At 65.8% G+C, this 24,443-nt stretch carries 13 protein-coding genes; 2 read left to right on the forward strand and 11 right to left on the reverse strand.

Annotated elements, in window-relative coordinates; translation table 11 throughout:
- Positions 1–24: 24 nt before the first annotated feature.
- The 7 genes from FDZ84_RS23275 to FDZ84_RS23305 form a co-directional block, all read right to left on the reverse strand.
- On the reverse strand, positions 25–1,062 hold the full coding sequence (locus tag FDZ84_RS23275; protein ID WP_168587632.1) for a cytochrome P450: 1,038 nt from the start codon (positions 1,060–1,062) through the stop codon (positions 25–27).
- Between the two features lie 863 nt (positions 1,063–1,925).
- The gene (locus FDZ84_RS39165; RefSeq protein ID WP_246868360.1) at positions 1,926–2,234 is read right to left on the reverse strand and encodes a hypothetical protein; all 309 of its coding nucleotides are present in this window, start codon (positions 2,232–2,234) and stop codon (positions 1,926–1,928) included.
- A 300-nt stretch (positions 2,235–2,534) separates the two neighbouring features.
- Positions 2,535–5,315, reverse strand: coding sequence for a pPIWI_RE module domain-containing protein (locus tag FDZ84_RS23285; protein WP_168587633.1), 2,781 nt, complete (start codon positions 5,313–5,315; stop codon positions 2,535–2,537).
- Between the two features lie 28 nt (positions 5,316–5,343).
- On the reverse strand, positions 5,344–8,775 hold the full coding sequence (locus tag FDZ84_RS23290) for a signal recognition particle (protein WP_168587634.1): 3,432 nt from the start codon (positions 8,773–8,775) through the stop codon (positions 5,344–5,346).
- Complete coding sequence (locus FDZ84_RS23295; protein WP_210435060.1) at positions 8,768–9,934, reverse strand: hypothetical protein; 1,167 nt, start codon at positions 9,932–9,934, stop codon at positions 8,768–8,770. The genes FDZ84_RS23290 and FDZ84_RS23295 overlap by 8 nt, the downstream gene beginning before the upstream one ends.
- A complete protein-coding gene (locus tag FDZ84_RS23300) occupies positions 9,903–11,360 on the reverse strand; it encodes a PD-(D/E)XK nuclease family protein (protein ID WP_210435061.1) in 1,458 nt (485 codons plus the stop codon). Before FDZ84_RS23300 ends, FDZ84_RS23295 begins: the two co-directional genes overlap by 32 nt.
- Before the next feature lie 419 nt (positions 11,361–11,779).
- Positions 11,780–12,157 (reverse strand): NUDIX domain-containing protein, encoded by a 378-nt coding sequence (locus FDZ84_RS23305; protein ID WP_168587637.1) that lies wholly within the window; start codon positions 12,155–12,157, stop codon positions 11,780–11,782.
- 190 nt (positions 12,158–12,347) lie between these two features.
- Here FDZ84_RS23305 and FDZ84_RS23310 point away from each other — a divergent pair, with 190 nt between their 5' ends.
- Positions 12,348–15,422, forward strand: coding sequence for an orotidine 5'-phosphate decarboxylase / HUMPS family protein (locus FDZ84_RS23310; protein WP_168587638.1), 3,075 nt, complete (start codon positions 12,348–12,350; stop codon positions 15,420–15,422).
- On the forward strand, positions 15,419–15,907 hold the full coding sequence (locus tag FDZ84_RS23315; RefSeq protein WP_168587639.1) for a GNAT family N-acetyltransferase: 489 nt from the start codon (positions 15,419–15,421) through the stop codon (positions 15,905–15,907). Before FDZ84_RS23310 ends, FDZ84_RS23315 begins: the two co-directional genes overlap by 4 nt.
- 257 nt (positions 15,908–16,164) lie before the next feature.
- Here the strand turns inward: FDZ84_RS23315 and FDZ84_RS23320 are convergent, their stop codons facing one another.
- From FDZ84_RS23320 to FDZ84_RS23335, 4 genes are read right to left on the reverse strand one after another with little or no spacing between them, the layout of a single operon-like run.
- Positions 16,165–19,086: an AAA family ATPase gene (locus FDZ84_RS23320; protein WP_168587640.1), complete on the reverse strand. Its 2,922-nt coding sequence runs from the start codon at positions 19,084–19,086 to the stop codon at positions 16,165–16,167.
- Complete coding sequence (locus tag FDZ84_RS39170) at positions 19,083–20,228, reverse strand: metallophosphoesterase (protein ID WP_168587641.1); 1,146 nt, start codon at positions 20,226–20,228, stop codon at positions 19,083–19,085. The genes FDZ84_RS23320 and FDZ84_RS39170 overlap by 4 nt, the downstream gene beginning before the upstream one ends.
- Positions 20,219–21,514, reverse strand: coding sequence for a DUF2399 domain-containing protein (locus FDZ84_RS23330; protein WP_168587642.1), 1,296 nt, complete (start codon positions 21,512–21,514; stop codon positions 20,219–20,221). The genes FDZ84_RS39170 and FDZ84_RS23330 overlap by 10 nt, the downstream gene beginning before the upstream one ends.
- A complete protein-coding gene (locus FDZ84_RS23335; protein WP_168587643.1) occupies positions 21,511–24,360 on the reverse strand; it encodes a hypothetical protein in 2,850 nt (949 codons plus the stop codon). The genes FDZ84_RS23330 and FDZ84_RS23335 overlap by 4 nt, the downstream gene beginning before the upstream one ends.
- Positions 24,361–24,443: the final 83 nt, after the last annotated feature.

Consider the following 24,443-nt stretch of genomic DNA (forward strand, 5'->3'; position numbering starts at 1 on the left):
GCTCGGTTGTGACCTGAACGTTGGTCAGGCGCCGAACGTGACAGGAAGCTCCTCGAGGCTGCGCATCGTCGCCGTGGTCCTGCGTCGCGCTGGCCTAGCCTGGCGCAGCGACTGCGGCCAGGAAGCCAGGACAGAGACCAATTCCCGCAACGTGATCTGTGCGACGACGGTGCCGATACAGGAGTGCGGTCCCCATCCGAAACCCAGGTGCTGGTTCGGCGCCCGGTCAAGCACTATTTCGTTGGGCCAGGGAAACTGCTCTGGATCGTGGTTGGCGGCGGCGAACAACGTCAACACAGTCTGCCCCCGCTCGATGGGTACGCCGCCGATCGTGGTGCTCTGGGTCGCCATGCGACTTGTGCCCTGAACCGGGCCATCAAAGCGAATCAGCTCGTCGATTCCGGTCTGCAGCAGGCTCTCATCCCGCAGCTGATCCAGGACCCACGGGTGACGCAGCAGGGTTGACACCACATTCCCGATTCCCGCGACGACCGTGCTGTACCCGCCCTGGAACATCACCCGCGTTGTGTTGCGCACGTAAATGTCCGGAACCCCCGCCCGGTCCTTGTGCCGCACGACATCGGCCAGCAACCCCGGTTTCCCCGAGGCTTGAAACCATGCCTCGACCATGGCGCTCAACTCCTGTCGGGCACGTCGACCCGGCTCGATGGTTTCAGGGACTAACCCGGCATCCATGCTGCGCGTGATCGCATCCGACACCACCGCGAAGGCCCTGAAGTCCGGCTGCTCAACTCCCAACAGCTCCGAAATCACGTACAGCGACAGCGGTGCAGCAACATCGACAAGCACATCGAACTCGGACCGCTCGGACAGGAGTCCAAAAAGTTCGTCCACTGTGGATCTCGTGCGCGACCCGATGCCGTCGAGGTCTTGCGCACGTAGGGAGTTCATGAACAGGCTCCGCAACGGAGCCTGGGCTGGCGGATCGAGGGACTGCACGCTCAGGCTCGATTCGGGAATATCCAGCCCCAGCCGCCTCCAGTCCCGGGCGAAGCGCTCGTGATCACGGAGAACTCGGACGCAATCCTCGTACCGGGTCAAGACCCAGCACCGCATTCCCCCATGCCAGTAGACTGGCGCTTTCTCCCGCAGCTCTGCATAGACAGGGTACGGATCAGCCAATGTGGCCGGCGCCAGCGGGTCGTATTGAACAACGAGAGGCATATTCTCCAACTTCCTGACTGCATGCACGTGAGCTCGCCAAGCGGAAGACGGGCCGGCCCCGGGATGATCGAGACCGGCCCACAGCTCGCTCCTAGTGGTCGTAAACCATCGGTGACCTCCTCTCATCCGGATGCGACTGAGCATCGCGGGACACGCAGCAAGCCAGAACGAGGTCAGTGCACGGTCGGCTCACTTCGACCCCATGGAGTGGAAGCCGCTTAACGAACTGAACTGTGCAGTTCTGGCGACAGTCGTCAGTCTCGCGCCGTTCACGACAGAGAGGCAAGTGAATACCGAGCTCCGGTGACATTGCTACCCGGATGGAGCAGCGGATAGGCGTGTGCTTGCAGTGAGTACATCTCGTGGTAGATCCCGTGTCGGGCCATGAGCTCGGCGTGTGCGTACCTGTTTCGCTGAGGCGGTTCCCGTCGAGCACGAGAATCCGTTCCGCAGCGGCGATGTTGGCTAGCCTGTGGGTAACCAGCACGGTGGTCCTCTTCGTACCGTCGCCGTTGCACGGGCTGCTAATGGTGGTGGCGTGTTGGATGCCGGCGCGGGCTTCGGGTTTGGCGTCGAGTGCGGTGGTGGGTTCGTCGGCGTTGAGGATCGCGGCGTCGCGGTAGATACCAGCGACGCTGATGCGCTGCCACTGGCCGCCGGAGAGGTCCTGGCTTTGTCGGAACTGTTTGGATACCACTCGGCGGCCAGTTTGCGGGCGACGAGGAGGTTTTCGACGACGTTCAGCCGCAGTGCCGGGTCACCATGTTCAGAAACGAGCGGTAGCCGAGTTTGGCGCTGGTCATGGCCGCCCACGCGTCGGCGGCGGTGGCCAGTAGCAGGACCGGAACCAGCCAGGGGCTGAGCAGGCCCGTTGTGACGACGGCCGCGGTCAGGGACACCAGGGTGGAGGTGACTTCGGCGATGTTGCGGACACCGGTCAGCGCGTTGGCGGTCGCGAACAGCCCGAAGGCCGTCACGCATCCGGACAGCAGTTGGACGATGCCGGCCAGCAGCGTCAAACGCGGTGCGGTGGCCCAGGACAACCGCACGATGATCGCAGCCGAGTAGCTCTCGCAGGGTCTGCCACAGGCTCGCGTCGGCGACCTGTTCGTCAACGGAGGCCCACCGGGGCGGCTCGCGGTCATCGACACTGATCAGCGTTCCCGGTCCTCTTATGGCGCGATCATCGGTTGCCGAGGAATCTGGCAGGGCTGTGGCTTGGGCCTGCTGCTGGGACATCAGCGGTTCTGATCCTCCCCGTTCGAAATGACAGGTTTGCTGTCGAGACCGGCCCGCGCGCGGTGTGGCGCGAACCGGCTCCTGCCGGAGGATGGCTGTCGTCGGAGGTTTCAGGCGGTTCCGGTTGCTGGCTCGGTGTCACCGGCGGGGCCGTCATCGGGTTCGTCGTCGTGCGGGAGTCCGTACTGGTCGGTGAGTTCGGCGAGATGCTGGATCAGCGGTAGCCCAAGGGCCTCGCGGTAGTCTTCGGCGAATCGTTGTTGGTGAAGGAACATGGCCCATTGCTCGGCTTCGGTGGCTTCAGGGAAGCCGAGCATGGCGAACTGAAGGAGTTCGGGGTTCCAGGCGTTCTTATCGGGGCGGATCTCCGCCTTTTCTTTCGGGGTGATCCGGTGGGTGAGTTTCGTTGATTCCACGGAGAGTGTGTGGGTTCCGGGTTTGTCGCTGGTGCTGTAGAAGATCCGGTTGCTCTCATCGTGGTCGGCCGGTTTCCACAAGCCTTTGCTGATGCCGCCCGACTTGCCGCCTGATGGGTCGGTCTTGGGTGCCCACCATTGGGGGGTTTCATCGCGGTCGTTGGTGGCGATCCGTGCGATGCGGAGGTTCTGGCCGAAGAGCCGGAGGCGTTGGGCGGGGCCGTTTCCGAGCTGGATGCGGTCGGGGAGCAGGCCGTTGTTGGTCAGCCATGGCCACCGGGTTCGGGTGTTCTGGGCGTGTGTGACCACGAGTGTCGGGGTCCCGCGCAGGGTGTAGAGGGTGTTCTGGACGAAGGCGGCGACGGCTTTGGTCTGCTGATCGGCTGTGGCGAGGTCCTCGGGGCGGACGTGGCCGGTGAGTGCGACGAGGAGCTGGGGGTAGGGAATCCACCCGGTCGTGTCCGGTGTCCGGCCGAGGATGGACTTGTGCCCGGGGCGGATGAGGATCGCGACCGGGGTGAATTGTGCCCGGCCCATCTCGCCGGCGGCTTGGCGTTTGACGAGCCAGAACGCGAGCTGGTTGAGCCCCTCGGGGATCGCGTCGTTGCCCAGTGTGTGCTCGGGGACGAGCCGCATTCCCAGCTGGCGTAGTCCATCGGCCCATGCCGCAGCGGCGCGGAACTCCGAGTCATCCTCGGGATCTTTCGGGGCACCAGGCGTGAGGAACTGGCTGACCATGCCGGTATCGGCGCAGCCGAGTCGGATGGCGAATTTGGGGTCGCTCCGTCGCCGCGTGAACTTCTCCCGCCCGTCGAGTTCCACGAAGGTGATGATCGTCGCTTCTCCGAGTTCAGTGGCGAGGTCACCCAGGCGAGAGGCGACCGCCGACCGGCGGGAGCCAATGGCGTCGAAGTGCTCTTGGCCTTTGCGCGGCGCGTGTTCGCCGTTGCCCAGCGGAGCCCCCAGTGCCCCGAGCTCACGGGCGTGAATGCGCACGCGCAGATCGGGAGTGTCCCAGCTCCACACCTCCGGACCGGTCTCTTCCCGGTAGTCGGCCAGGCCCAGGCTGGCTTCGGCGGCGGTGATGAGCTGCTCGCGCATGTGCCCGGACTGATACAGCAGGACCGCGGTCAGATCCCGGCCGTCGAGCGCCCGTGCCGTGTACTCGCGACGCAGGACCGCGTTGTCGAGATCGATGAGCCGGTTGGTGGCGAGGGCATCGTCGATTTCCTCGTCAGTCCCGTTCTTCGTCGGGACGGGAACCTTGGGGGTCAGGACCTTCGTCGGTTTCTGCTTGATGGTGCTGCGGGTCAGTACGGGGGCTGGGATGAGTTCGGGTGCGAGTGCGGCACCGGCCCATTCGGTCAGGCGGCGTCGTTCGGCGGGCATGAGCCCGGCGCCGATGCCGTGCCAGCCCATCATCGTGTGGTGGCTGGCGGCACCCTGGATTCCGTCCCGGCCCGGTATCCAGGTGTCGGGTTCTTTCGCGAAGACGTCGGCGGCGGGCAGCTCGTCGATGGCGCTGACACGGGCGAGCATCCCTTCGGGGCCGCCTTGGGCCCATTCGATCTGGCGGGTGTGGGAATTCCAGGCGAACTGGGCCACGGCGAACCGGCCGGGTTGCGGGCTGTCAGTGAGGAACGGTTCACGGGTGAGCAGGTAGGCGGACACGCGTTGCGTCCCGGACATCGACACCGGACCCGATACCCAGCGCCGGATGCGCGTGCTCAGGTGGATCCGGGGAAGGGGGGAGAACGGCACGGTGCGTAGCGAGACCTTGATCACCGCGGAGTAGTACCAGTCCCGGTGCGTGCCGTAGCGTTTGCGGGCCTCGGCGCCCGTGACCCTGGTGGTGTGCTTCAGCGGCGGCCAGGACATCAGTTCGGCGCCACCGGCGCGGGCATCGACAGCGACGCGGTGGAAGCGCACGTATTCGCCGCAGAATTCATAGGGTGGCTGCGCGGCGATGCGGTCGGCGAGGATCTCCGGCAGGAGCCGGTAGAGCCGGGACGCCGGCATGCAGGTCCCACCCGGTGAGATCTCGTGTTCCAGCAGATTCACCGTTTCCGGCCGCCAGCGCAGCGAGTCGACATCGAGCGTCCGTGCCGTGTCCCGGAATCGCTGGAAGGCCTCCGTGCTGGGTTGCAGGCTGCGCAGCCACGCATAGACCAGGCGGGACAGCAGACGGGGCGGGTAGTCGGTCCGACTGTAGAGCCACGGCTGGGTCGCATCGAAGGACGCGTTGGCGTCGACGGTAACCAGATCCGGTGCGACAGTGCGGATCAACGCATTCAGCGACCTGATCGGCACCTCTTTGATCCTGGCCTGCGATGCCTCGGACTTGCCGTGTTTGAACAGCTCCAGGACCGGTTCCCGCCAGGACGCCGGGAAGGCCAGAGTGTGCAGATCAACCTCGAACTCTCCGTTGCCGGGGTCGGGAATGAACGCCGCGGACTGGATTTCGTTGAACGCCATAGAAATGTGTGTCCTTCGTGGTCGCTGGTCAGTCGAGGTCGCCGAGCGCCTGGTAGAGCGGCTCGTAGAGGGCTTTCACGAGCGAGCGGTCCAGTGGCGTGGTGGAGGGGCTGCCGGTGAAGTACGGGGTGAGGACGGCGCGCATGCTGGCCAGCAGACTGGTCTCGGGGGTGTCGACGGCGTGGAAGCCGGCCTGGCGGGGGGCGAAGGCGGCGTCGACGAACACCACCCTCGCCGGGACTCCGCCACGGACCAGGCGGCCGATGACCTGCCACATGACGACTAGCTGGTCCCAGGTGAAGGAGATCTTTTCGTCCGGGGTCAGGCTGCTCCACGCCATACGGCGGGTGAGGAACCTGTTCCATTCCTGTCGTGCGTGCTTGCGGAAGGCCAGGGCGGCCTGGTCGGGGGTGCCGGCGGCGCGGGCGTAGGTGTGGAAGCGGCGGGCGGGATCGCGGATCTGCCGGACCGCCCAGTCGTTGATCGCGTGGATGGCCAGAGCGATGTCGTCCGGTCGAGGGTGCGGCCGGGCGAGGAAGAAGACGCTGCCGATGGCGGCCTTGCCGCCCGGCAGGACGATGTTGTGACCGCGTTCGACCGCCAGCAGCGGAGCGACGAGAATTTCGCTGCCGGTGTCGGGGAATTTGGTCAGCTCACCGCGGCGGAGCACCATCCAGCTGTTGTCGAGGTCGGCGTCGTCGGAGACGAGCTGGGTGACCCGGCCGCTCCATTCCGGGATGGCATCGAGGTGTCGTGCGGCGTGCTTGGCCTCGGCGTAGCTGCCGACGAGCAGCAGGATCCGGCGCCGCTGACCATCGTCGATGTCGGCCAGTTCCGCGTCGAGCATGCTCGGGGCATCGCCGAGGCTGCGGTCGGGGATCGCGAGCTGGTTGAGCATCTGCTCGAGGACCTTCTCGCGATCCTCCACACCGCTTCCGGACAGCTTCAACGGCCTTGTGGTGCCTGGCCAGTACAGGAACTGGGGCCGCATCGTGGTGTCGAGGATCGCGGCGACCTCGACGTCGTGCGGGCGCAGGACGGCATCCACGGGGGCATGGACGTGGTAACGGGTCGAGGTGCCGGCCCAGCTGGTCGCCGACATCAGCAGCACGTTCGGTCCGGGTCGGCCGTCCACGGCAGGAAAGTCGGGCAGGGCCAGCAGCAGTTCGCGGCCGACGCCGCTGCAGCGGAAGAACCGCAGCTCGCCGCTCTGGTCGCCGTCGCTGGTGCGTTCACCGAGCTGGAACTGGAACCCAAGGACGTTGCCCATGGGGGATTCGGGGATGACCGGCTCGTAGTCCTTGGGCGGCCGGCGGGACAGGACGTTGGACGTGGCCTCCAGGTTGAGCGCGGCCTCCACCCGGGGCCACAGCATCGTCATCCGGTCCAGCCGGTGGTGCAGTGCGGCCAGGATGAGGGTGAGCTCGAAGCGCGAGGCGTGGGTTTCCAGGTCCTTTTCGATGTCCGGGTCGTGCTCGACGAGGTCGCGCAGCACCGTGCGCAGTCGCTGGCGGACCTGCGAACCGCGGTCGGCGTGCAGCAGCTGCAAGGTCAGATGCACCAGGGCATTCGCGGCCGGCGTGATGCGGTCAGCATCATCGCGGGGTGTTTTCTCCTCCAGCGGATCGTCGCGGAACTGGTCGAGCACAGCCTGAAGGTGGTCCATCCGGGCCTGCCGCTGTGCACGTCCCGCAGGCACCGACATTGCTGTGGTGGCCTGGCCGCCGGGTTGGGTGAGGTCGGGAAACCAGGACCAGATCAGCCACTCCTGCAGCGTCCACGCATTGAAGTAGTCCACGGTGATCCAGCTGCGCAGCGGCGGTGTGCCGATGAGCAGGGAGTACAGGCGGTCGGTGGCCGCGGACACGGTGTCGACGGCGCCGGTCCAGTCATCGACGTCCTCGGCCGAGAGCTGCAGCCGTCCTCGGCGCGCGAGCTCGGCCACTTTGTGGCCGGCGACTTCGTCCAGCCATGAGTTCGGTGATTGTCCAGCCAGTGTGGTGGCCGGGGCGAACGCGCGGTCCAGCTGCATCTGGACACGGTCGGCCTCGTCGACGATGACGAGGTCGCTGAGGCGGCAGGCCGCCTCCAGGTGCCGGAGACGTTCGGACTGCAAGACCAGCGGCAGACCACTGTGGACAAGGCTGGCCGGGGTCGCGACCCAGATCTGGGCATCGACGAGACGGCGGGCCGCGTGATGACGCGGACACACAGACCACAAAGGGCACCCGTGCCGTGTCCGGCGTCCCGTCCCACGCGAACCGGCGGTGGTGCCGGTGCCGGTCTTCCCGAGGAGATCGTCGGTGTCGGAGGGGAGAGGTTGCACCGGGTAGAGCGCGGTGCAGGGGGCCTCACTGATGCGCAGGGGCCGGCGTGCTTCCAGACCGCGTAGCGCGTCCAGTGGGCAGGCACTGCTGAGGTAGTCGAAGCTGGGGTGGTCGTGGCCGAGCATCGTGTCGGCTCCTGCCGAGGCCATGCGACGGTGTAGCCGTTCGAGGTTGCGCTCGCGTGTCGAGTGCCCGATCACCGGGGCGGCGTCGATGCCGAGGCGGGTGAACTGGTCGACGATGGCCAGGGTTTCGGCGACGTCGCCGACGACGATGGTGATGCGCCGTCCGGACGTGGTGGCAGCCCAGAAGGCGAGGATGTCGCGCAGCGTCGATTTCCCGGCGCCCACCATGCCGACCAGGTTCATCAACCGGTCGATCCGCAACAGGCCGGACTCGGTGAATTCACCGGCGGCGTCGTCGCGGAGCAACAGCCGCACCCGGCCTAGCCGGTGTGCCCACTCGTTGGGTTTGCCGGGCAGGTTCTGCTCGATTGCATCCATCGTGACCGCGGCCTGTTCCAGCTCGGCCCATGTGACCTCCACCGGGTCTCCGCTGTGGGCCGGAAGGCGGCCGAGGTCATGCCCGACCGGTGCCGGGATGCCCTCCAGCAGTTCCGGAGGGAGATCGACCGAGTAGCGGCGGTCGCGCACATAGAACTCGTACTCACCCGGCTCGGCCACCGGCAGCGGCTGCCGGGCGAACTCCGGTGGCGTGGTCAGCAGCGCTTCATACACCTTGAAGCGGTGCGGCGCGCGGCTGGGCTCCCGCGGCGTCGGCTCACTGTCGATGCTGTCGAGGAGATAGCCGCGCAGTTCCTCGGGAACCTGCAGGTAGGCCTCGACCGCGCGGGTCCATGCCCGGCGGCGCCGCATGTCCCACAGGTAGTGCCGGCCGTGCATCACTCGCAGGGGCGTGTCGGCGGCCTGGGCCCCGAATACCTCGCTGTAGGGGTAGCCGCCGAACAACGTCCACGCGTCCTGCGCGGTGTGTCCCGGCATCGCCGAGCGCAGCAGGTAGAGCCCGAGCTCCACATCGAGCATCTGCCCTGGCGAGAAATCCGGGAGGGTATCCGGCCAGACCGGGGTGAGCTGGCCCAGCAACCGGGCGTGCCAGCGACTGCGTTCACGCATGCGCCACCCCCGTGTCCTCAGCGGTGACCTTGCCGGTGCCGGTGCGGCGCAATTCCCGGTCCACCCGCGCCAGAAGCTCGGTGTCGGAGATCAGGCCGATCTGGTCGGCCGTGTCGGGACGGTGGTGGGCGAACACCCGTGCGTAGTCCTCTCGCTCGTCGAATCGGTACTGCGGCACGACTAGAAACCCTTCGTCGTAGGGCGGATCGGGTCGCAACGGCCCCGCAGCGCGGGCCAGCAGTGCGGGGTTGGCGCGGTCTTTCACATCGATCGCCCACACCCGCCCCCGCGGGAGAGTGATACGCAGGTCGTAGGCGTCGAAATTGGGCCACATCTGCGGCAGGAGTCCGCGCTCGATCAGCGCGGATTCCAGATCGGTTTCCGCCAGGCCGGGGCCGGTGATGAACATCCGCATCGGTCGGCTGAGCTGGAACACGCCACCACCCCGGCGGGCCTGCAGCGTGGCACCGACGCGCGGATGCTGATCGCGCCGGCACCGGTCCAGCTCACAGACGTAGCGGTCCCGGCCGACCGGCACCAGCAGGCACCCGCACCGCGCGCACACCGCATACGCGCCGTCACGCAGATAGGAAGCGGGCGCCGGCTCGTAGCAGCGGGTGATCACGGTGTGGAGCAGATCCAGATCCAGGTCGTCGGCGAGCGCGGCGCGTTGCGCATCGGTGAGCACCGGCCGTTCGATCAGCAGCCGGCGGAACGCGGTGTAGGACTCCGGGGCGCCAGCGGCCCGGCACTCGGCGATCGCCGCGAGCATCAGCTGGTTCTCGATGTGTTCGGCGGCGACGTCGCGTGCAGGGATCCGCCATTCCCAGCACTGTTGCGTCGGGGTTTGGGTCCGGGCGTCGACCAGCGTGGCGTCCGGGTCGAAGTCATCCGGCAGTGTCCACGGCCACGTGCCATCGCCGATCGGGTGCGTGGCAGCCCACCGCACCATGTCCGGCACGCTGGCCGGCGGGGTGCGGTGTTTCCGCAAACACAGCAGCACCAGCTGGTTGTAGGTGCTCTGCACGGTGGCGTCGTAGACGCCTTCGGACGGGCCCGGTTGTTGCGAGAGCCGCACGATCGCGCTGGCCACCATCTTCAGCAGGGGTTCACCGTCGAAAATGGACTCATTGTTCGAATGCTGTTGCCGGCTTGGCACGGCTGTCGTGATCCTTTCCCTCGACATGTGGGCCGGGATAGCTGGGGCACCACCGTGATACCGGGCACCACTGACAGTTATTGCTTGGTCGCGCTTCGAACGTGCGATCCGCCCGCCACGGCGCGGCCAGCTCACGCAGCACCGTGCGGGCCGTGTCCACCCGCTCGTCGTCGCGGGCATCGATCAGCACGATTTCCGCGCCCGTCGGACGCAAGATCTCCAGCTCGACGCGGCCCGCTCCACCGGGACCGAGCGCTCCAGCGGATAGGATCACCACACCGAGTGCCAGTTGCGGGAATTGCCGCAACGGATCGGTGAAGAACCTCGTTGCCTTCTGGGTCGATTTCAGCTCGCGCCAGACCCACTGGCCGGCTTCCTGGTAAACCAGGTCCGGTTTCGCCAGCACAATCGCACGCGCGGTGGTGTCGAAAACCGTCAACCGCGGCTCGACCCGGACATTCTCGATCTCCGGTGCCTCACGAAAGGGGCACACCTCGGCGTGCTGGGCCAGCATCCGGACCCCGGCGTCGGCCAGATCCCCCGTGACCTGCCATGTCCCGGCAGACCAGCCCGAGCCCAGCGGCGGCAGAGGCCGCGACCTGCACCCGTCCGGACCGGCCTCGTGAGCCTCTTCCAACCAGGCGTGCACGGCCTGCCCCAGTTCCGCTTCGCCGCTGTATTCGTACGCGCGCGGCAAATGAACAGAACGCAGATACGCCTGCGCCGGGCATCGCAGGTAATACCGGAGCCCGGAGACCGACACCGTCCGCAACGGCCCCTGGGAGTCATCCAGCCCCAGCAGCCCTGGGGTGCGGACCGGCCCGTCGCACACCGCAACTCGTTTGCAATCCGCACAGCCGAACCCCGGAACCACATCGCGGCCTGCTGCGATCTCACCGACCTGGCTCCGGCCGTGCTCCGCGAAGTAGTCCTCGACATCCGCTGCCGTGCCCTCGAAAAGCGGCTTCACGACGCCGTCGGCTAATCCCACGCTGACCACACGGACGCGTTCGGTGCCTGTCCGGCCGCTCGGGTGAAACGGTTCCGACCACGGGTTCGGCCAGACCGCCGGGTTACCGAACGCGGCGACGTAGGCCGCGATCGCGATCGCGGTCGCCTCATCCCGCCCATCAGCGAGCGCATCGCCTTGCCGCAGGAACCGGAACTCCCGCAGCCGGCCGTCTACCGATTCATACCGGCGCCCCCACGCATACAGCTCCCACACCACCGACCGGGTAAGCCGCTGAGACACCCATAACTCGCGGACCGGCCTCATCCCGGCCTCACCGCGCTGGTGCGACTCCAGATACATGCGCGCCGCATGCTCGGCATAACCGGTGACCCCGGGATGCCTTCGCCCGCCTTGGCTCCGGATCTCCGCAATCGCCTGCTCCGCCGTGACCCCGTCGAACTCGACCCTGTCCACGGCGTCCATCACCGGGCGAAGAACGAAACCATCCCAGTGTTCATCAGGGAAGCGTCTCGCCGACCGTGACCGCGGCCGCGCTTTCCAGGCCAACGACGAGGGGCATGTCGCATCGACCGCGCGGCCCGCGCTCGCCCCGATACGGACAAGATCAACAACGGGCAGTGCGGAATTGTGCTGCTGCATTCGGTCGCCGCTCATTCTGAAGATCCCGGCATGGCGTAGCAGGACCGCGAGGCCCGGTCGGCGGTCCACGGCGTTCCAGAACAGCGACGTGAATGCTGCTTCGTGTGCTCCCACGGGCGTGGAGCGGTCACGGTCGGCAAGGCGGAAGAACCTCCTGACAAATCGGTTGTCGTACCGAAAACAGCCCGCCACCTCCCAACGGCGGCCGGGGATGCGTGCTGCGTCGGTTGGGGTCAGCGTCGCCAGGGACGCCAGAACGGGTCGGCGGCGGATGCCGACGTGAGTGCGTGCTTGAGCGGTCCGGGACGCAGGTCCATATCGGGCAGTGAATCCATGGACAGCCAGGAGAATTCCAGATGCTCTTCCCGGCTCGTGATCTCCTCGACGGCCAGCGTCGCGTCGAAGACGGCGTTCATTTCATGATGGGTGACGCCGTTTTCGGTGTACCCGTGCTCGATGACGCCCCGAAACGCGCCGATGGCGGCGTCTGCGCCGAGCTCCTCGCGAAGTTCCCGCAGCAATGCCTCTTCCATCGTCTCACCAGGCTCACGGTGACCACCGAGGAGAAACCGAGCCCGAGCAGGCTCGGGCAGCTCGACGATCTGGGGCATCGTTTCTCCTGGATCTACAGCACCACCGCCGGTGGACAGCCGGCGCTTTTACCGTGCCTGCTGGGCTGGGCGGGAGGAAGAAGCTCGTGTACCGGAACTGCTCGATACTGCTCGACCTCGGCTGGTAGTCAACCCGCTACGCTGAAGTTCTGCCGTGATCGCCTCGCTTGGCTACTGGGAGGACGCCTGCGTGACCCACGACATCGCATGGACACCACGCGAGGTAAAGGCTTTACGGGAGGCCCAACATCTCAGTCAGCGTGCTTTCGCCGGGCACCTTGGGTTCGCTCACAGCACGGTGGCGAACTGGGAAAACCCCCATCGCAAAGCTCTGCATCATGAGACCCGCGAAGTGCTCAACCGCGAATTCGACGGCCTTTCCGATGAAGTCCGGGATCGTTTCGATCGCCGCCTGGGCCACGCCGCAGGCAAGCTCGGCGCAGGTTCGACGGTCCGTACCGCGATGCTGCTGGATTCGCTCAGCGGTGACACCGCGTCACCACTGCCGTATCGCCCACCCCCGGACGCCGTCGGCGGTGTCCGGGCGTTCCTCTCCTCCTCCATGCGGGTGTTGCTGCTCAAGGGCGCTGCCGGAACTGGCAAGTCGCAGCTGACCCACTACCTGACGCGGCATTTCGCGGAGCAGGCCGACTTCCAGTTGCTGACGGTAGAGAGCTGGGATTTAACCGGTGTGGACGTCGCCGTCGAGATCTTGCGTTACGCGTCGATCCCGCGCGGGCACGACGCCCTGCTCACCTTGGAGACGAGTTGTCAATCGCTGTCGCGGCCCTGTGTTGTCGTCATCGACGGGATCTCCAGCCACCACGAATTCGCTGTCATCGGCCGTCAGGTCGACGCGATACTCCGACAGGTCACCGCGCCGTCACTGCGGTTTCTGATCACCGTCCGCACACCGCCGGTTCCCGAGACCACCGCGTACCCGCTGCTGCATGCGACCCTGTTCACCGCGACCGGCAAGATAGGTGACACGCATCGGACCGAGCTGACTCCGTGGACGTCGGCCGAGGCTCAGAACCGCTGGGACCAGGCACGCTCGACCGAGGTTCCGCCCTTCGAACGTCTTCCTGCTGGAATCCGCCATCTGGTGCGAACCCCGGTCTACATGCGACTCGCGCTGGCCGCATCGCTGGAGACCACCGGGCACGATCTCAACGCCTATACCCTTCTCGAACGCTGCGTGCGTGCCATCATCGGTAGTGGCGCCTCCGACCCTCAGCCGGTCATGGCCGCACTGACGGAACTGGCCTGGAGCCAGAGTCAGCTCCACGTCAGGTGCAACTCGATATCGCAGCCCGGTCACCGCACGAGCCCACCGCCGCTGCCATCAGGTGCGGCGACCGGCATTGTGCGGACCCTGTCCCACGGACGCATCGAGTTCACCCACGATGTGCTGAGCGAATTCTTTCTCAGCACCTACATCGCTGACATACTCCAGGACCATGGACGTTCGGTCGCGGCCGTCTCGCTCCTTAATGAACTCGCGACCCAGGCCAGCGTCTCCGGAGCAGCGCGTAGCATCTTCGAACTGATCGTCCAGCGCCTCGACGACCGTGCGCCCGGTCTACTGGAATACGTCGCCACCGCTCCGACCACCGCGACCACGACAGTGCCGCTGCTGCTCGCCATGGCCGACGGCTCCCGCTTCGCCACCCCCGAAGTCCTACGCGCCGTGGCGAACCGAGCCAACCAGGAAAGATCGATCAGCCTAAGCCGCGCCCTGCTCGATAGCCGGGCACTCCACCCCGCGCTCGGCCACGGGCGCGCCACATGGCTACTGGCACTCCTGCGTCAGTTCGGCACCGAACTCTGGCCAGAGATCACCGGATTCATCGAGCGCACCTTTGATGTCGCCGACACCTATGCCTTGCTGGACGCAGCGGACCTGAGCGAAAGCGACGAAGCGACCTTCTTCGCACGGCACTTCTACCTGTTCTTCTCCGACACCACCAGCAACGCCTTGGACACGTTCCTGAGCCATCCGAACTGGCGCGTCCGGGCGGCACTCGCCGAAGGAATCCGCGACGATCATGCCCCGGCGGGTGCTCCCGGACTGAACATCATGGAACAGCTGGTCCGCGACGTGGACTACAAGGTGCGTGCCGCCGTCGCACCCGCCGTTACCCGCGTACCCCAACCACTTGCCGAACGCTACCTCTCCACGCTCTTGAACGATGACAACTGGCACGTTCGTGAATGTGCGCTCCACGGCCTCGACCCCCTCGGGCCGGGACACCCGAGGCAAGAACTAGTGCACGCGGCACTCGCGGCCATCAATGCCGATTCCGCCTGGCGCCGCTGCCCCCGCCACATCCGACCCAGCTGGCAGCGGCTCGAAATCCTGCACATGCCTGACCTCACCGACACATTCACCGCGCACGACGGTGACGATCACCGCGCGCTCCTGATGGTGCTGAGAGAAACCCGCACCGGCTATCTGGTCCTGCCGCCCCAGATCCGGCAAGCCGTCGTGGACCGCGCCCAGCGCAGTGGCAACTGGCTCGTGCAGCACGAAGCCGCAGGTATCACAGCCGGTAGCGGTCACTCGGACAACGATGACGATCCTCGCCTCAGCCGGGAACGGTTCCGTCGAACGCGCAACCACCGAGCGGTGCAGATCGCCCTTGACATGCGCGACATCAACGATGCCATCACCGTTGCCCGGGCCGCTGTCGCGGCCGGAGCCGACTACATCGAGATCGGTGACCCCCTCATCAAAGAAGTCGGCGTGTCCGGTATCGAGCAGATCAAGGCTGCCGTGCCCGAAGCCACCGTCGTGGCCGAAATGATGTCCGCCGACTGGGGACGCGATCAAGTCGTGCTCGCTGCCCAAGCCGGAGCCGATGTTGTCCTGCTTATCGGCCCGGCCACCATCGCCAGCGTGAGCGCTGCCGTCGAGGCCGGGCAGCGCCTTGGTGTCCCCATCCTGCTGGATACGCCGATCGCCACCAGTCAGCGATGGGTCACCGAGATGGAACGCGCCGGAGTTGACGGGTTCACCATCACCACCAACATCGATCTCGGCATCGGCAACACCACGGCCCTCGACGCCGCCCGTACACTCCGTTCTTGGACCCAGCTGCCTGTCGCTGTCAGCGGCGGTTTCAGCACAACCGACCCCACGGTCTTCACCAGCCCCGACTGGGACATCCTCATAGTCGGGCGCAGCGTCGCTGACGCCGTCGACCCGGCTGGCGCCGCCACGCGCATCGTAGAACTCGTTCACCAGACTGAAAGGCAATCGTGAATATCCGGCCTCTGCACCAAGACGACATTCCCGCGATCCTGGACCTGATGGAGCTGGGTGCGCCCTACGTGCGGGCCCGCACCACTTCGGATTACTGGCTCTACGCCAACCTTTTCTCCACCACGTGCCCGGTCGCCGAGGACAACGGCCAGCTCCTCGGCGCTGTGATCGCCTTCCGCAGCCAGGACCACCCAGACGATCTCTACCTCCAGGACGTGATCACAGATCCCGATCACCGCCGACGCGGCATTTCCACCGCACTGCTCGCGGCGGTTCGCGACGCCGGACACGGACTCGGCTGCCGCCGGCTCTACCTGACCTCGGAACCAGACAACATTGCCGCCCACAACACCTGGACACGCCTCGGATTCACCAACATCTCCGGCGACCGCACCGTCAACGGCGTCGAAGTCATCTCTGACTACAAAGGCCCAGGCAAACACCGCGCCGTATACGAACTGCCGCTAATCGACACTACTGACTGACCGCGGCCAGCAGGGACCGATACTGACAAGGTGTGAAAGGGCGTGCCGCCGCCCGAATTTCACAAACCACAAGAAATTTGACCAAGCAAGCACGTGCACACGCTCGGTGATCAAGGGTGACCTGTGTGGACGGTCGTGCCCGTATCAGGGCAGGCGCTGCGCATGGCTCCGAGCAATACGGCTCACTGCACAGCCCCTGGGGCAAACCCCACTTCTGTCGGTGTGCGGATATCTGTCAACGCCGTGCGTGGTCTTGTTCAAGCATCTTCGGAGGTAGGAGGCAACGAGTAGCGGGTTCCACGCTTCTTGCCAGTGACCAGGACGCGTCCGTCTTGTTTGAGCACTGCGATGGCGGTTTGCCATTGCGCGCTGGTCAGGCCCGTGTGGTCGAGGATGTCCTGTCGTGCGAGTGGTCCGGCGGCTGTCCGGAGGCATTCGATGATCCGCTGTTCCGGGGAGTCGTCGGTATGGGGGCGGTTGCGGTCGATTGTTTGAAGAGGACGCGATTCCGGAGTCTCGGGATGCTCCGGAGTTGGCGCTTGGAGGCGGACGCGGTGGGCGCCGCGAATGCCCCGGAAGCGCGTGGGCATGCATGTGAACAGGATGACCTGGCACTTGGCCGCTGCGGTAGACATGACCGCGGCGAGAAGGTCGAGGCGTTCGGGGTCGCTGTGGCCGAGGGTGTCGTCGAAGAGCGCGGGTACGCCGGCTGACGGGTCGACGAGGGTGGCGCAGGCCAGGCGGGTGAGTACGCAGAGCTGTTCCTGGGTGCCCCCTGACAGCGACGTGTAAGGCACTGTGATCCCGTTGAGCGTGCGCGTGGTGATCGCCAGGTCGGTATCGAGATCGACGGCGAAGTCGTTGCCGAAGAGCACGCGGCCCAAGTCCTCGATACGTGCGCGGAACGGAGTGCGGTAGTGCTCGTGGGCGCGCTCGCGGGCGGAGTGGAGGGTGTCGAAGAGTAGTTTGGCGGCGTGGGCGCGGCGTCGCTGCGTGTCGTGGTGGGCTCGTGCTTCTGCATGTTCGCGTTGGGCGTCGGCGAGGCGCTCAGCGAGGCCACGTACTCGCGGGTCGGAGAGTCGGCCGCGGATTTCGTGACCTTCCGCGTCGAGTTCCTTGATCTCCTTGTCAAGTGATTCGATCGCGGACTTGATGGCGTCCAGGCGGGCGGCGAGTTGCGGACCGCCCAGTTGATCCAGTTCGGCGATGGCACGCCGGTGCTGTTGTTTGAAGTCGGCGAGGTTGTCGCGGGCTTCATCGGCCCGTTTGCGTAGAGCGTGGTCGTCTTCGACACTGCGGTCGTGGGCTAGCCGTCCTTGCGCGGCGTTGATCTCCTCATTGAAGGTCGTGATCCGACTGTCCAACGCCGTCTGCTCAGCCCGTAGTGCTGCGAGGTCCTTTTCACATTTCGCGAGTCGTGTCTGGGCCAGCCGTGCCCGGTGTTTCGCGTTCTTGACGGCTGCGACCACGTGCTCATGCTGCCTCCGAGCCTCGTTGAGGTCGCAGGGGTGACCAGGCTCGTTGGACGTGTCGGTATAGCGCTTGATCCGCGCCCGCACACGAGTGATCTCATCCTCGGTGTCGTCGGCGGAGCGGAACGAGTAGAGGCTGTTGAGGGTCTTCTTCGCGCTCTTGGCTTGGGCTTCCCGGGCTTGTCGTTGGCCGTTGAGGTCTTCGGCGTCGGCGATCGTTTCGACCCCGGCCTCGCGTCGGAGTCGGTTCCAGTTGTCTCGCGCGGCGCGAAGTATCTCGGCTCCCTCCCGTTCACCAAGCCCTGGTGTCAAGCGGAGTCGGAGCTGGTTTGCGACGGTGATGTCGGTGTCCCCGGTCAGGACGTGCGTGTGCTCCTCGCCCCTGCCTAGATCACGACGTTGATCGTCGATGTCGACCTGGGTGTCTGCGATCGCGGTCAAGGTCAGCCTGGCAGCGGCGGCGTTGGCTGCTGCGGCTGCTTGGGTGAGTTCGTCGTGGGCTTTCCGGAGCTTGGACATCATCGACTTCGTCAACTGGCACCCATCGAGCCAGACAGCGCATTCCTGGGCGATAGCCTGCGTTTCCCGGATCTGCTGGGCATGTCGGGTAAGGCCATCAAGTGCGTCAACGTCCACTGCGTGGTCTTTCGCAGCAGCCGCACGACGTTCTTGTTCTTCTGCAGCATTGACCGCACGATCAGCTGCTTCCCTCGCCGTCCTGGCATTCGTCGCGGTCGTCAGAGCCGTATCGTGTCGAGCCGCGAGCGCCTCGCGATCGGTTGCCAGCTCGCTGAGGTGCTGCGCCCGTTCATCGAGATCACTGATCAGCTTCTCACGTGATGCCAATGCCGCTTGTGTTGCTTGTGCTTCGATCGACGCCGTATCGACGTGCATGCCCAGCGCGTCGACCTCGCGCTGTGCCCTGTCGACCTTGGTTTGTTGGGTGTGTAGTTCTTGAGCGAGCGTGTTCCGCTCGGCTTGCTGTGTGCGAAGGTCATGCAACTGGCATTCCACTTCCGCCGCGCGCTCGGTGTCGATGCGGATGTCGTCGATCACATCCGCGACCTGCCGCTCGGTGGCCTCCGCTTGTTTGAGGACGTCGACCGCCTGCTTATAGTCGCCGGCGGGGACTGCCTTCTTCTCTGTGAAGTACCTCAGCATTTCCTTCCGGCTGGAGTCGTACAACGACTCCTCCAGTTGGCTGTTGTCGTGGTCAGAGGATCCGCTGGCAGCTTGGTCCAACGCATGCGCGAGGCCACGTGCGGTGGTGAAGTCGGCTTCCCGAAGTGGGGCGCGCTGGTTAATCCGGAGCGCTTCCCACAGGTTCCAATCGTGTGTCTCCGTAAGGATTTCCGTCATGCGGTCGTGTGCGGCCCGGCCAGTGAGCTGTTCCGCGCGTGGTGTGTGGACGGTGAGCTCCGTCTTGGCTCCGTGGAACCAGCGCTTACGGATCGTGAAACGGTAGGTGCCGCTGGTGATCTGTGCTTCGACCTCGGGGCTGACGTCGCGGTGGTGTGGCTTGACGGCGCGCAAGGCCCGTTTGGTAGAGGAGTCCAGCTCACCAAGCACTAGATCGAGCGCTTCGGCGAGACTCGATTTACCCACTTCGTTCGGGCCTTCGACGATCGTGACACCAGTGTCTGCGAATTGCACCGTCCGATGGGTGACGCCGCGAAAATTCGTCAGCGTCAGCGAATGCAGGATCATCGGGCGTGTCCTCCTCCGGCAAGTCGGTACAGCAGCATCAGCGCGTCTTGGGCCTGACTGGCAGTCACCGCGTTCGCCGTTGCCTGTTGGGTGAGTTCGTCGAGGGCTACGGAGGCGAACCCAGTGAGGCCCAGGTGGTCGAGGTCCGAGAGATCCGGCAGAACGTGGAAATCTGAGTGCCGCTCCCACTGCTCGACGGCGGCGAAGAGAGTGCTTGCGGTGCCCAGGACGGTCTGCAAACGCGCGTGGTCGGCAATGCCGAGCGTCCCGCTGAGTGCGAGTTTCACGACTGTCCGTGTCTTGTCGGATATGTCGCTGAGCTGCTGACCGATGCGCTCGACGTCGTCGGATCGCGTGGCCTCGAACTGCAACTCGTGGAAGCTCCATTGTCCGACCCTTGACGGAGCGACGTGGGCTGCGGCGCCGTCGAGTTCGACTATCAAGATGTTTCCGGGCTCCTTTTCGGTGTATGACGTGACTTCCGGCGTGCCGGAATACCAGATCCGTCCTGTCGTTCCCAGCGGTGTGGTCGAGTGGCGATCGCCGAGTGCGACATAGTGCACGAGACCGTTGTGGATCGCTTCTTCGAGGTCGTCGAGCCGCACCAACGTCGGATCGAGCCGGTTGGGGTTCAAAGTGTCGACCTGTCCGTGGCCGATAACGATGCGGGTGCGTCCGGGTATGTGTTCGAGACCGTCGAGTACGGGTGTGACCGGGTCGGTCGAGGGCCTCTTCGCTGTCCATGGCGCCGGCACGAGATCGACATGCGGGGCCGCCTCCACGATCTCCGGACTGCCGAGCACGTGCACATTGGACGGGCAGCGGGAGAGGAACTCCGGGCTGCGGAAGATCGCTGTGGCGTCGAGGGGGTCGTGGTTACCGGGCAGGAGGTAGATCGGCAGTGGGTCGAGTTCGGAGAGACACTCCAGTCCCCGCAGGACGATCTGAGGTTCGAGTAGGTTGTCGTCGAACACGTCGCCAGCGGCCACCATGAACGCGCAGCCGTGTGCCGCGGCGACGCGGCCGGCCTCGTGCACGGCGTCGAAACGCGCCTGGGTGTATCGCGATTGGGCCTCTCCCTTGAGGAAGTGGCGAGTCATACCCCATTGCCAGTCGCTGGTGTGCGCAAACTTCAGAGCCATCGGTTCGTTTCCTGGTGATTGTGGTCGTTGGTGGGCAGGTCGGGCTCATAGATAGCGCGCAGGGCGGCGCGGATGGGAGCTTCTTGTTCGATCGCGTAGCCGCGTTGGAGACAGCTGGCGGCGAACGCTCCGACCGCGTCGTCGCGTTCGGCGATCCGTGTCAGCTCGTTTTGTGCGTGCTCGCCGAACATTGCGCCTCGGGGGTGGGCGACGGTGCCGGCGTCGACCACGATCCGCTCGGTTCCGGAGGGGATGACGTCGTGGACTCGGGCCGTGATGCGTGCGCCGCCGAGGTCGGCGTCAGCGCAGATGATGACTCGGTCAACGGTGCTCGCGGCCTGGCTGATGACGTCAACGGCGGCGTCGGCTGGCTGGCCGTGACACCAGATGAGGGGGGTTTGCGGCCATCGGTCGCACGCGGTTTCGGCGGCTTGCCGGTTTTCGACGACCAGGAGCGTTGTTGCTTTGTCGTGAGTCCGGACGGCGATGCTGCCGTCACTGGGTAGCCGGATGTCGTGGGGACCTGGCCAGCCAGACCAGTCCAGTGTTCGACCGTTGTGTTCGGCGTTGATCGGTCCCCCGAGTCCGATGTAGGGGCTGCGGTTGATGCCGAGTTCGGTGACCGCGTCTGGTTCCCAGCCGGAATCGAGGAGCAGCTTGTGGACGTCATCGCGGGCCTTGGTGTGGCCGGCGTGGTGTTGGACGAAGGCGCGCAGGCTGTCGTAGGTCGTGCCGTCACAAAGATCAGTGGCCGCGGCGACCAGCCACGGCAGCCGTGGGTCGTGTTGATCGGTGTGCAGCGAGTGCGCCGCACCAGGCCAGTGCGAGCTCAATCGAGTGCGGAGTCGCTCCGCCTGTTCGGCGAGGTCGCGTTGGCCTTGCCGACGTCCGTCCCGCCGTTGGCTTTCTTCGTCGGCAAGAGCCGGGTGCGGGAGCCAGCGGCGTGGCGGGGTGACGATGCGGCCATCGGTAAGGCCGCACTCCAGGGACACGCAGCCAGATGCGGTCAGGGCTCGTGCCACGGCAAGGGCGCGGTTGCCGAACTTCTTGGACACCGTTGTCCATCGGCGTGTGGTGCTGATCGCCCAGCGCCATTCAGCGTCCGTGAGCCCCTCGGGCCTGCGCGGCTCGGCAGGGTCGGGAGACCGCAGGTGCACCCGGCGGGCTTTCGGGGCTCCGTGGCGATCGGTCGGCATGATGCCATCGGGGCCGGGTTGAGCGAACGCGAGGAGCTCAGGGTAGGGGCTGAGGCCGCGCATGGGGAACTCTTCCCACACCTGGGTCACGCTGCGCCCTCCGCGTCGTCACGGAGCTCGGTCAGCCAGTCCTGCAGCATCTCGATCCGGGCGGAGTTGCTGTCCTGACCGACTATGACGGGAGGATCGTTGTAGGGGCGAGAATCAGAGCTGCGACGCAGTTTGATGTATTCACCGCTGGCGTGAATGGCATAGCGCTCCATGTCGTCCTGCAAGGCTCCGAGGACCGTGATGCCGTGGTCGGCACCGATGTTCTGGAACAGGGCGACGGCGTCCTTGCGGTGCTGCGCGCCGAGGTTGCGGCCGAGCTCATCGAGAATCAGCACCATGGAGCGGCCACTGGAGCTGGCGAGCGCGGCGGCGCAGACCAGCTTGACTGCCTTGTCGTCGAGCTGCGCGGTGTTGGCGCGGGCTTGGTAGGTGACCATTCCGTCGTGATCATCGGATCGCCGCCATTTCGGTGTGACCTGCCAGGGCCATATCTGTGTCGGGTCGGCTGGCGGTTCGGGGTCGGGAAACTCCAGTGCTGCCCCGTGACCGCCGTAGGCCCGGTCCAGCTCGTCGAAACGGTGGGCGACTGTTTCCAGACCTCTCTTGATCGCGGCGCGCAGCTGGCTGCGCACAAGCTCGGTGGTGCGGTGCTGTTCCTGCAGAGCCTGCGTCGACGCCTCTAGGGCTTTGGTGCGCCGCTGGCGTTCAGACTCGATCTGCGACCGGCTGTCGGCGTCGACCTTCGCCATTTCCGCGAGATAGCGCCGCAACGCCCTGAGATAGTTGGGAAAGGCCGCCTGCGCGCTTTCCTCCCGGCTCTTCCCTCGCCCTTCGTTGCTCTCTTCTCGTAGAGTCCTGATTTCAGCAGGGACACCTTCGGGCGCGGTGTCGCGGGGAAAGCAATGTTCGTCGGCTTCCCTGAGTAGGCGCTCGGCTTCCTTCCACCAATCCGTTTCGTCGAGGACCTGGTCCTCGTCCAGTAGGGCCGCGAGGTGTTTCTGTGCGTCGGCTTCGGTGCCCTGCCACTGGGTCAGTCGACGGTCCACGTCAAGGGCTTGGACTTCCTCGCTCAGCGAGCTCCGCTGCTGTGACAAACTCCCTCGGGTCTCGCGGAGTTCCTGCCTTTGTCCGGTGATTCTGCCGATCTCGCTGTCGCGCTGATACCGCTGTCGCTTCATCTCCTCGTGGTGTTCATGAGCCTGCTGCAGTTGTGGCCGTAGCTGTTCGCGTTGCTTGGAGAGTTCTGCGACGAGGGTGGCCTTGTCGGTGATCTGGGCCGCAAGTTGTTGTGCCTGGGTAGCGGCTTGGGCAGCTTGGAGGCGGTTTTGGGCGAGCGTGACTGCACGTTCGGCCGCGTCGACTTGTTCCCGTGCTTGCTGGTACGCGACTGCTGTGGTGTCGGCTGCTTCCCGTGCCTGCGCGATGCGGGTGGCGCGCCCGGTAACGGGATCACTGAAACCACCGAGGGTGATGACGCCTGCGCCGGTATCCAGCGCGCGTGCCGGGTCGGTGCTGTGCTCGTGGCGGTCGCGCAATGCGGCAAGGAACCGGTTGACGGTCATGGCGCCGTCTGCGGTCGTCGGAAGTCCCTGCGATTCGGTGGCGTGTTCATCCGCCCGGATGATCCTGGACCCCGGGATGTGGGCCAGTAGGCGCGCGGCCTGATCGAGCGGAGCACGCGTGACCACGGCATGGCGATACGACGCCAGCCGTGGTTCCCACTCCTCCCGCTCAGCTTCGGTGAGCACTACGAGGTCAAGTAACGCGACCGCGTCTACGTCCTCCTGATCGAGGGCGGCGACTTGCTCGGGTGCGAGGTCGTCGCCGCTTTCCGCCGCTCGCAATGCCTCTTGCGACTTGCGGTGCTCGCTGGCGGCCACGCCCCGGTGTTCCAGCGCGGAACTGTGTGCGGCTTTGGCGGCGGCGAGTTCCTCGCGGGCGGTGTCCTCGTCGCGACCGTCAGCAGCGAGGGCACGCTCCTCAGCATTCCGCTTGTCGCTGCGTAACCGTTCGAGGTCGCTCGACGCGACTTTCCGGTGTTCCGACAGCTCCTTGTCTTGCCCTGTGAGCCGCTCGTCGTCGGCAGCGGCTTGTTGAAAGCGAGCGGCAAAGGCTTCGTCGTTGGTCAGATGTCCCAGTTGGTCAGAGAGCGCCTTTTCCTGCTCCGCCGTGGACTGAAGCTTCGCCGCGATGAGTCCTTGCTCGTGTTTGATGTCGTGTTGTCGCTGGACTGCGGTGACGACCCGACGTGCCAGTCTGTTGCGCCATGCCTTGGCGGCCTGGTCGGCTTTCTCCCGGGCGTGTTCGCGGCGAGCGATGGCTGCTTCCGTGGTCACGGCGTCGGCTTCCCACACTTCGATCGCCTTACGAGTCTCTCGCGCGTCGATGTCCAGCGCATGCTCGGTCGCTCGGAGCTTCTGTTCTTCGTCAAGCTCACGGTCCAGGCCGGTGAGGGTGGCGATCGCGTCGAAGATACGGTCCGGGCCAATCTCGTTGAGCGGCTGCGCGAGCAGGTTCGGGGTCTTCGTCGCACGGACGGACGTGGACAGAAACGACACACACCGGACGTGGTCACCGAACAGTGCCTCGGCCATGCCCCGAGCGCCGATGTCGTTGCGGCCGTTGCGCTTGACCATCTGATCCCACAAAGGATCGGCGCGCTGTGCACGCCCCGCGTCGGTGTTCCCACGGGGTATCCAGAGGCCCTCTTGCCAGCGCACCGCCAGATGCGGCTTGTCTCGGTTGATGCGGATCCACACCGTCAGCGCCGTCGATTCCAGGTCGTCGATCTCGGTGACGTCCGGATCGGCGAACACGCCGATCACGTAGCCGTGACCAGCGTTGCCCCACTCGCCCTGCCCGGCGTCCCGCGCGGTGAACAACATTCCGGCTGCGGTCGCGGCACCGCTGTTCAGCCGCCACTGCTCATCTGCATGCGTCAGACTCACCGCTGCGATCAGCGAGGACT

It is taken from the genome of Saccharopolyspora sp. ASAGF58, assembly GCF_012277335.1.
Classification (GTDB): domain Bacteria; phylum Actinomycetota; class Actinomycetes; order Mycobacteriales; family Pseudonocardiaceae; genus Saccharopolyspora; species Saccharopolyspora hattusasensis.

Excerpts from the sequence above, each read along its gene's own strand:
- FDZ84_RS23285 (WP_168587633.1), bottom strand. The coding sequence starts at position 5,315 with ATGGCGTTCAACGAAATCCAGTCCGCGGCGTTCATTCCCGACCCCGGC.
- FDZ84_RS23290 (WP_168587634.1), bottom strand. The coding sequence starts at position 8,775 with ATGCGTGAACGCAGTCGCTGGCACGCCCGGTTGCTGGGCCAGCTCACC.
- FDZ84_RS23305 (WP_168587637.1), bottom strand. The coding sequence starts at position 12,157 with ATGCCCCAGATCGTCGAGCTGCCCGAGCCTGCTCGGGCTCGGTTTCTC.
- FDZ84_RS23320 (WP_168587640.1), bottom strand. The coding sequence starts at position 19,086 with ATGATCCTGCATTCGCTGACGCTGACGAATTTTCGCGGCGTCACCCAT.
- FDZ84_RS39170 (WP_168587641.1), bottom strand. The coding sequence starts at position 20,228 with ATGGCTCTGAAGTTTGCGCACACCAGCGACTGGCAATGGGGTATGACT.
- FDZ84_RS23335 (WP_168587643.1), bottom strand. The coding sequence starts at position 24,360 with ATGTTGTTCACCGCGCGGGACGCCGGGCAGGGCGAGTGGGGCAACGCT.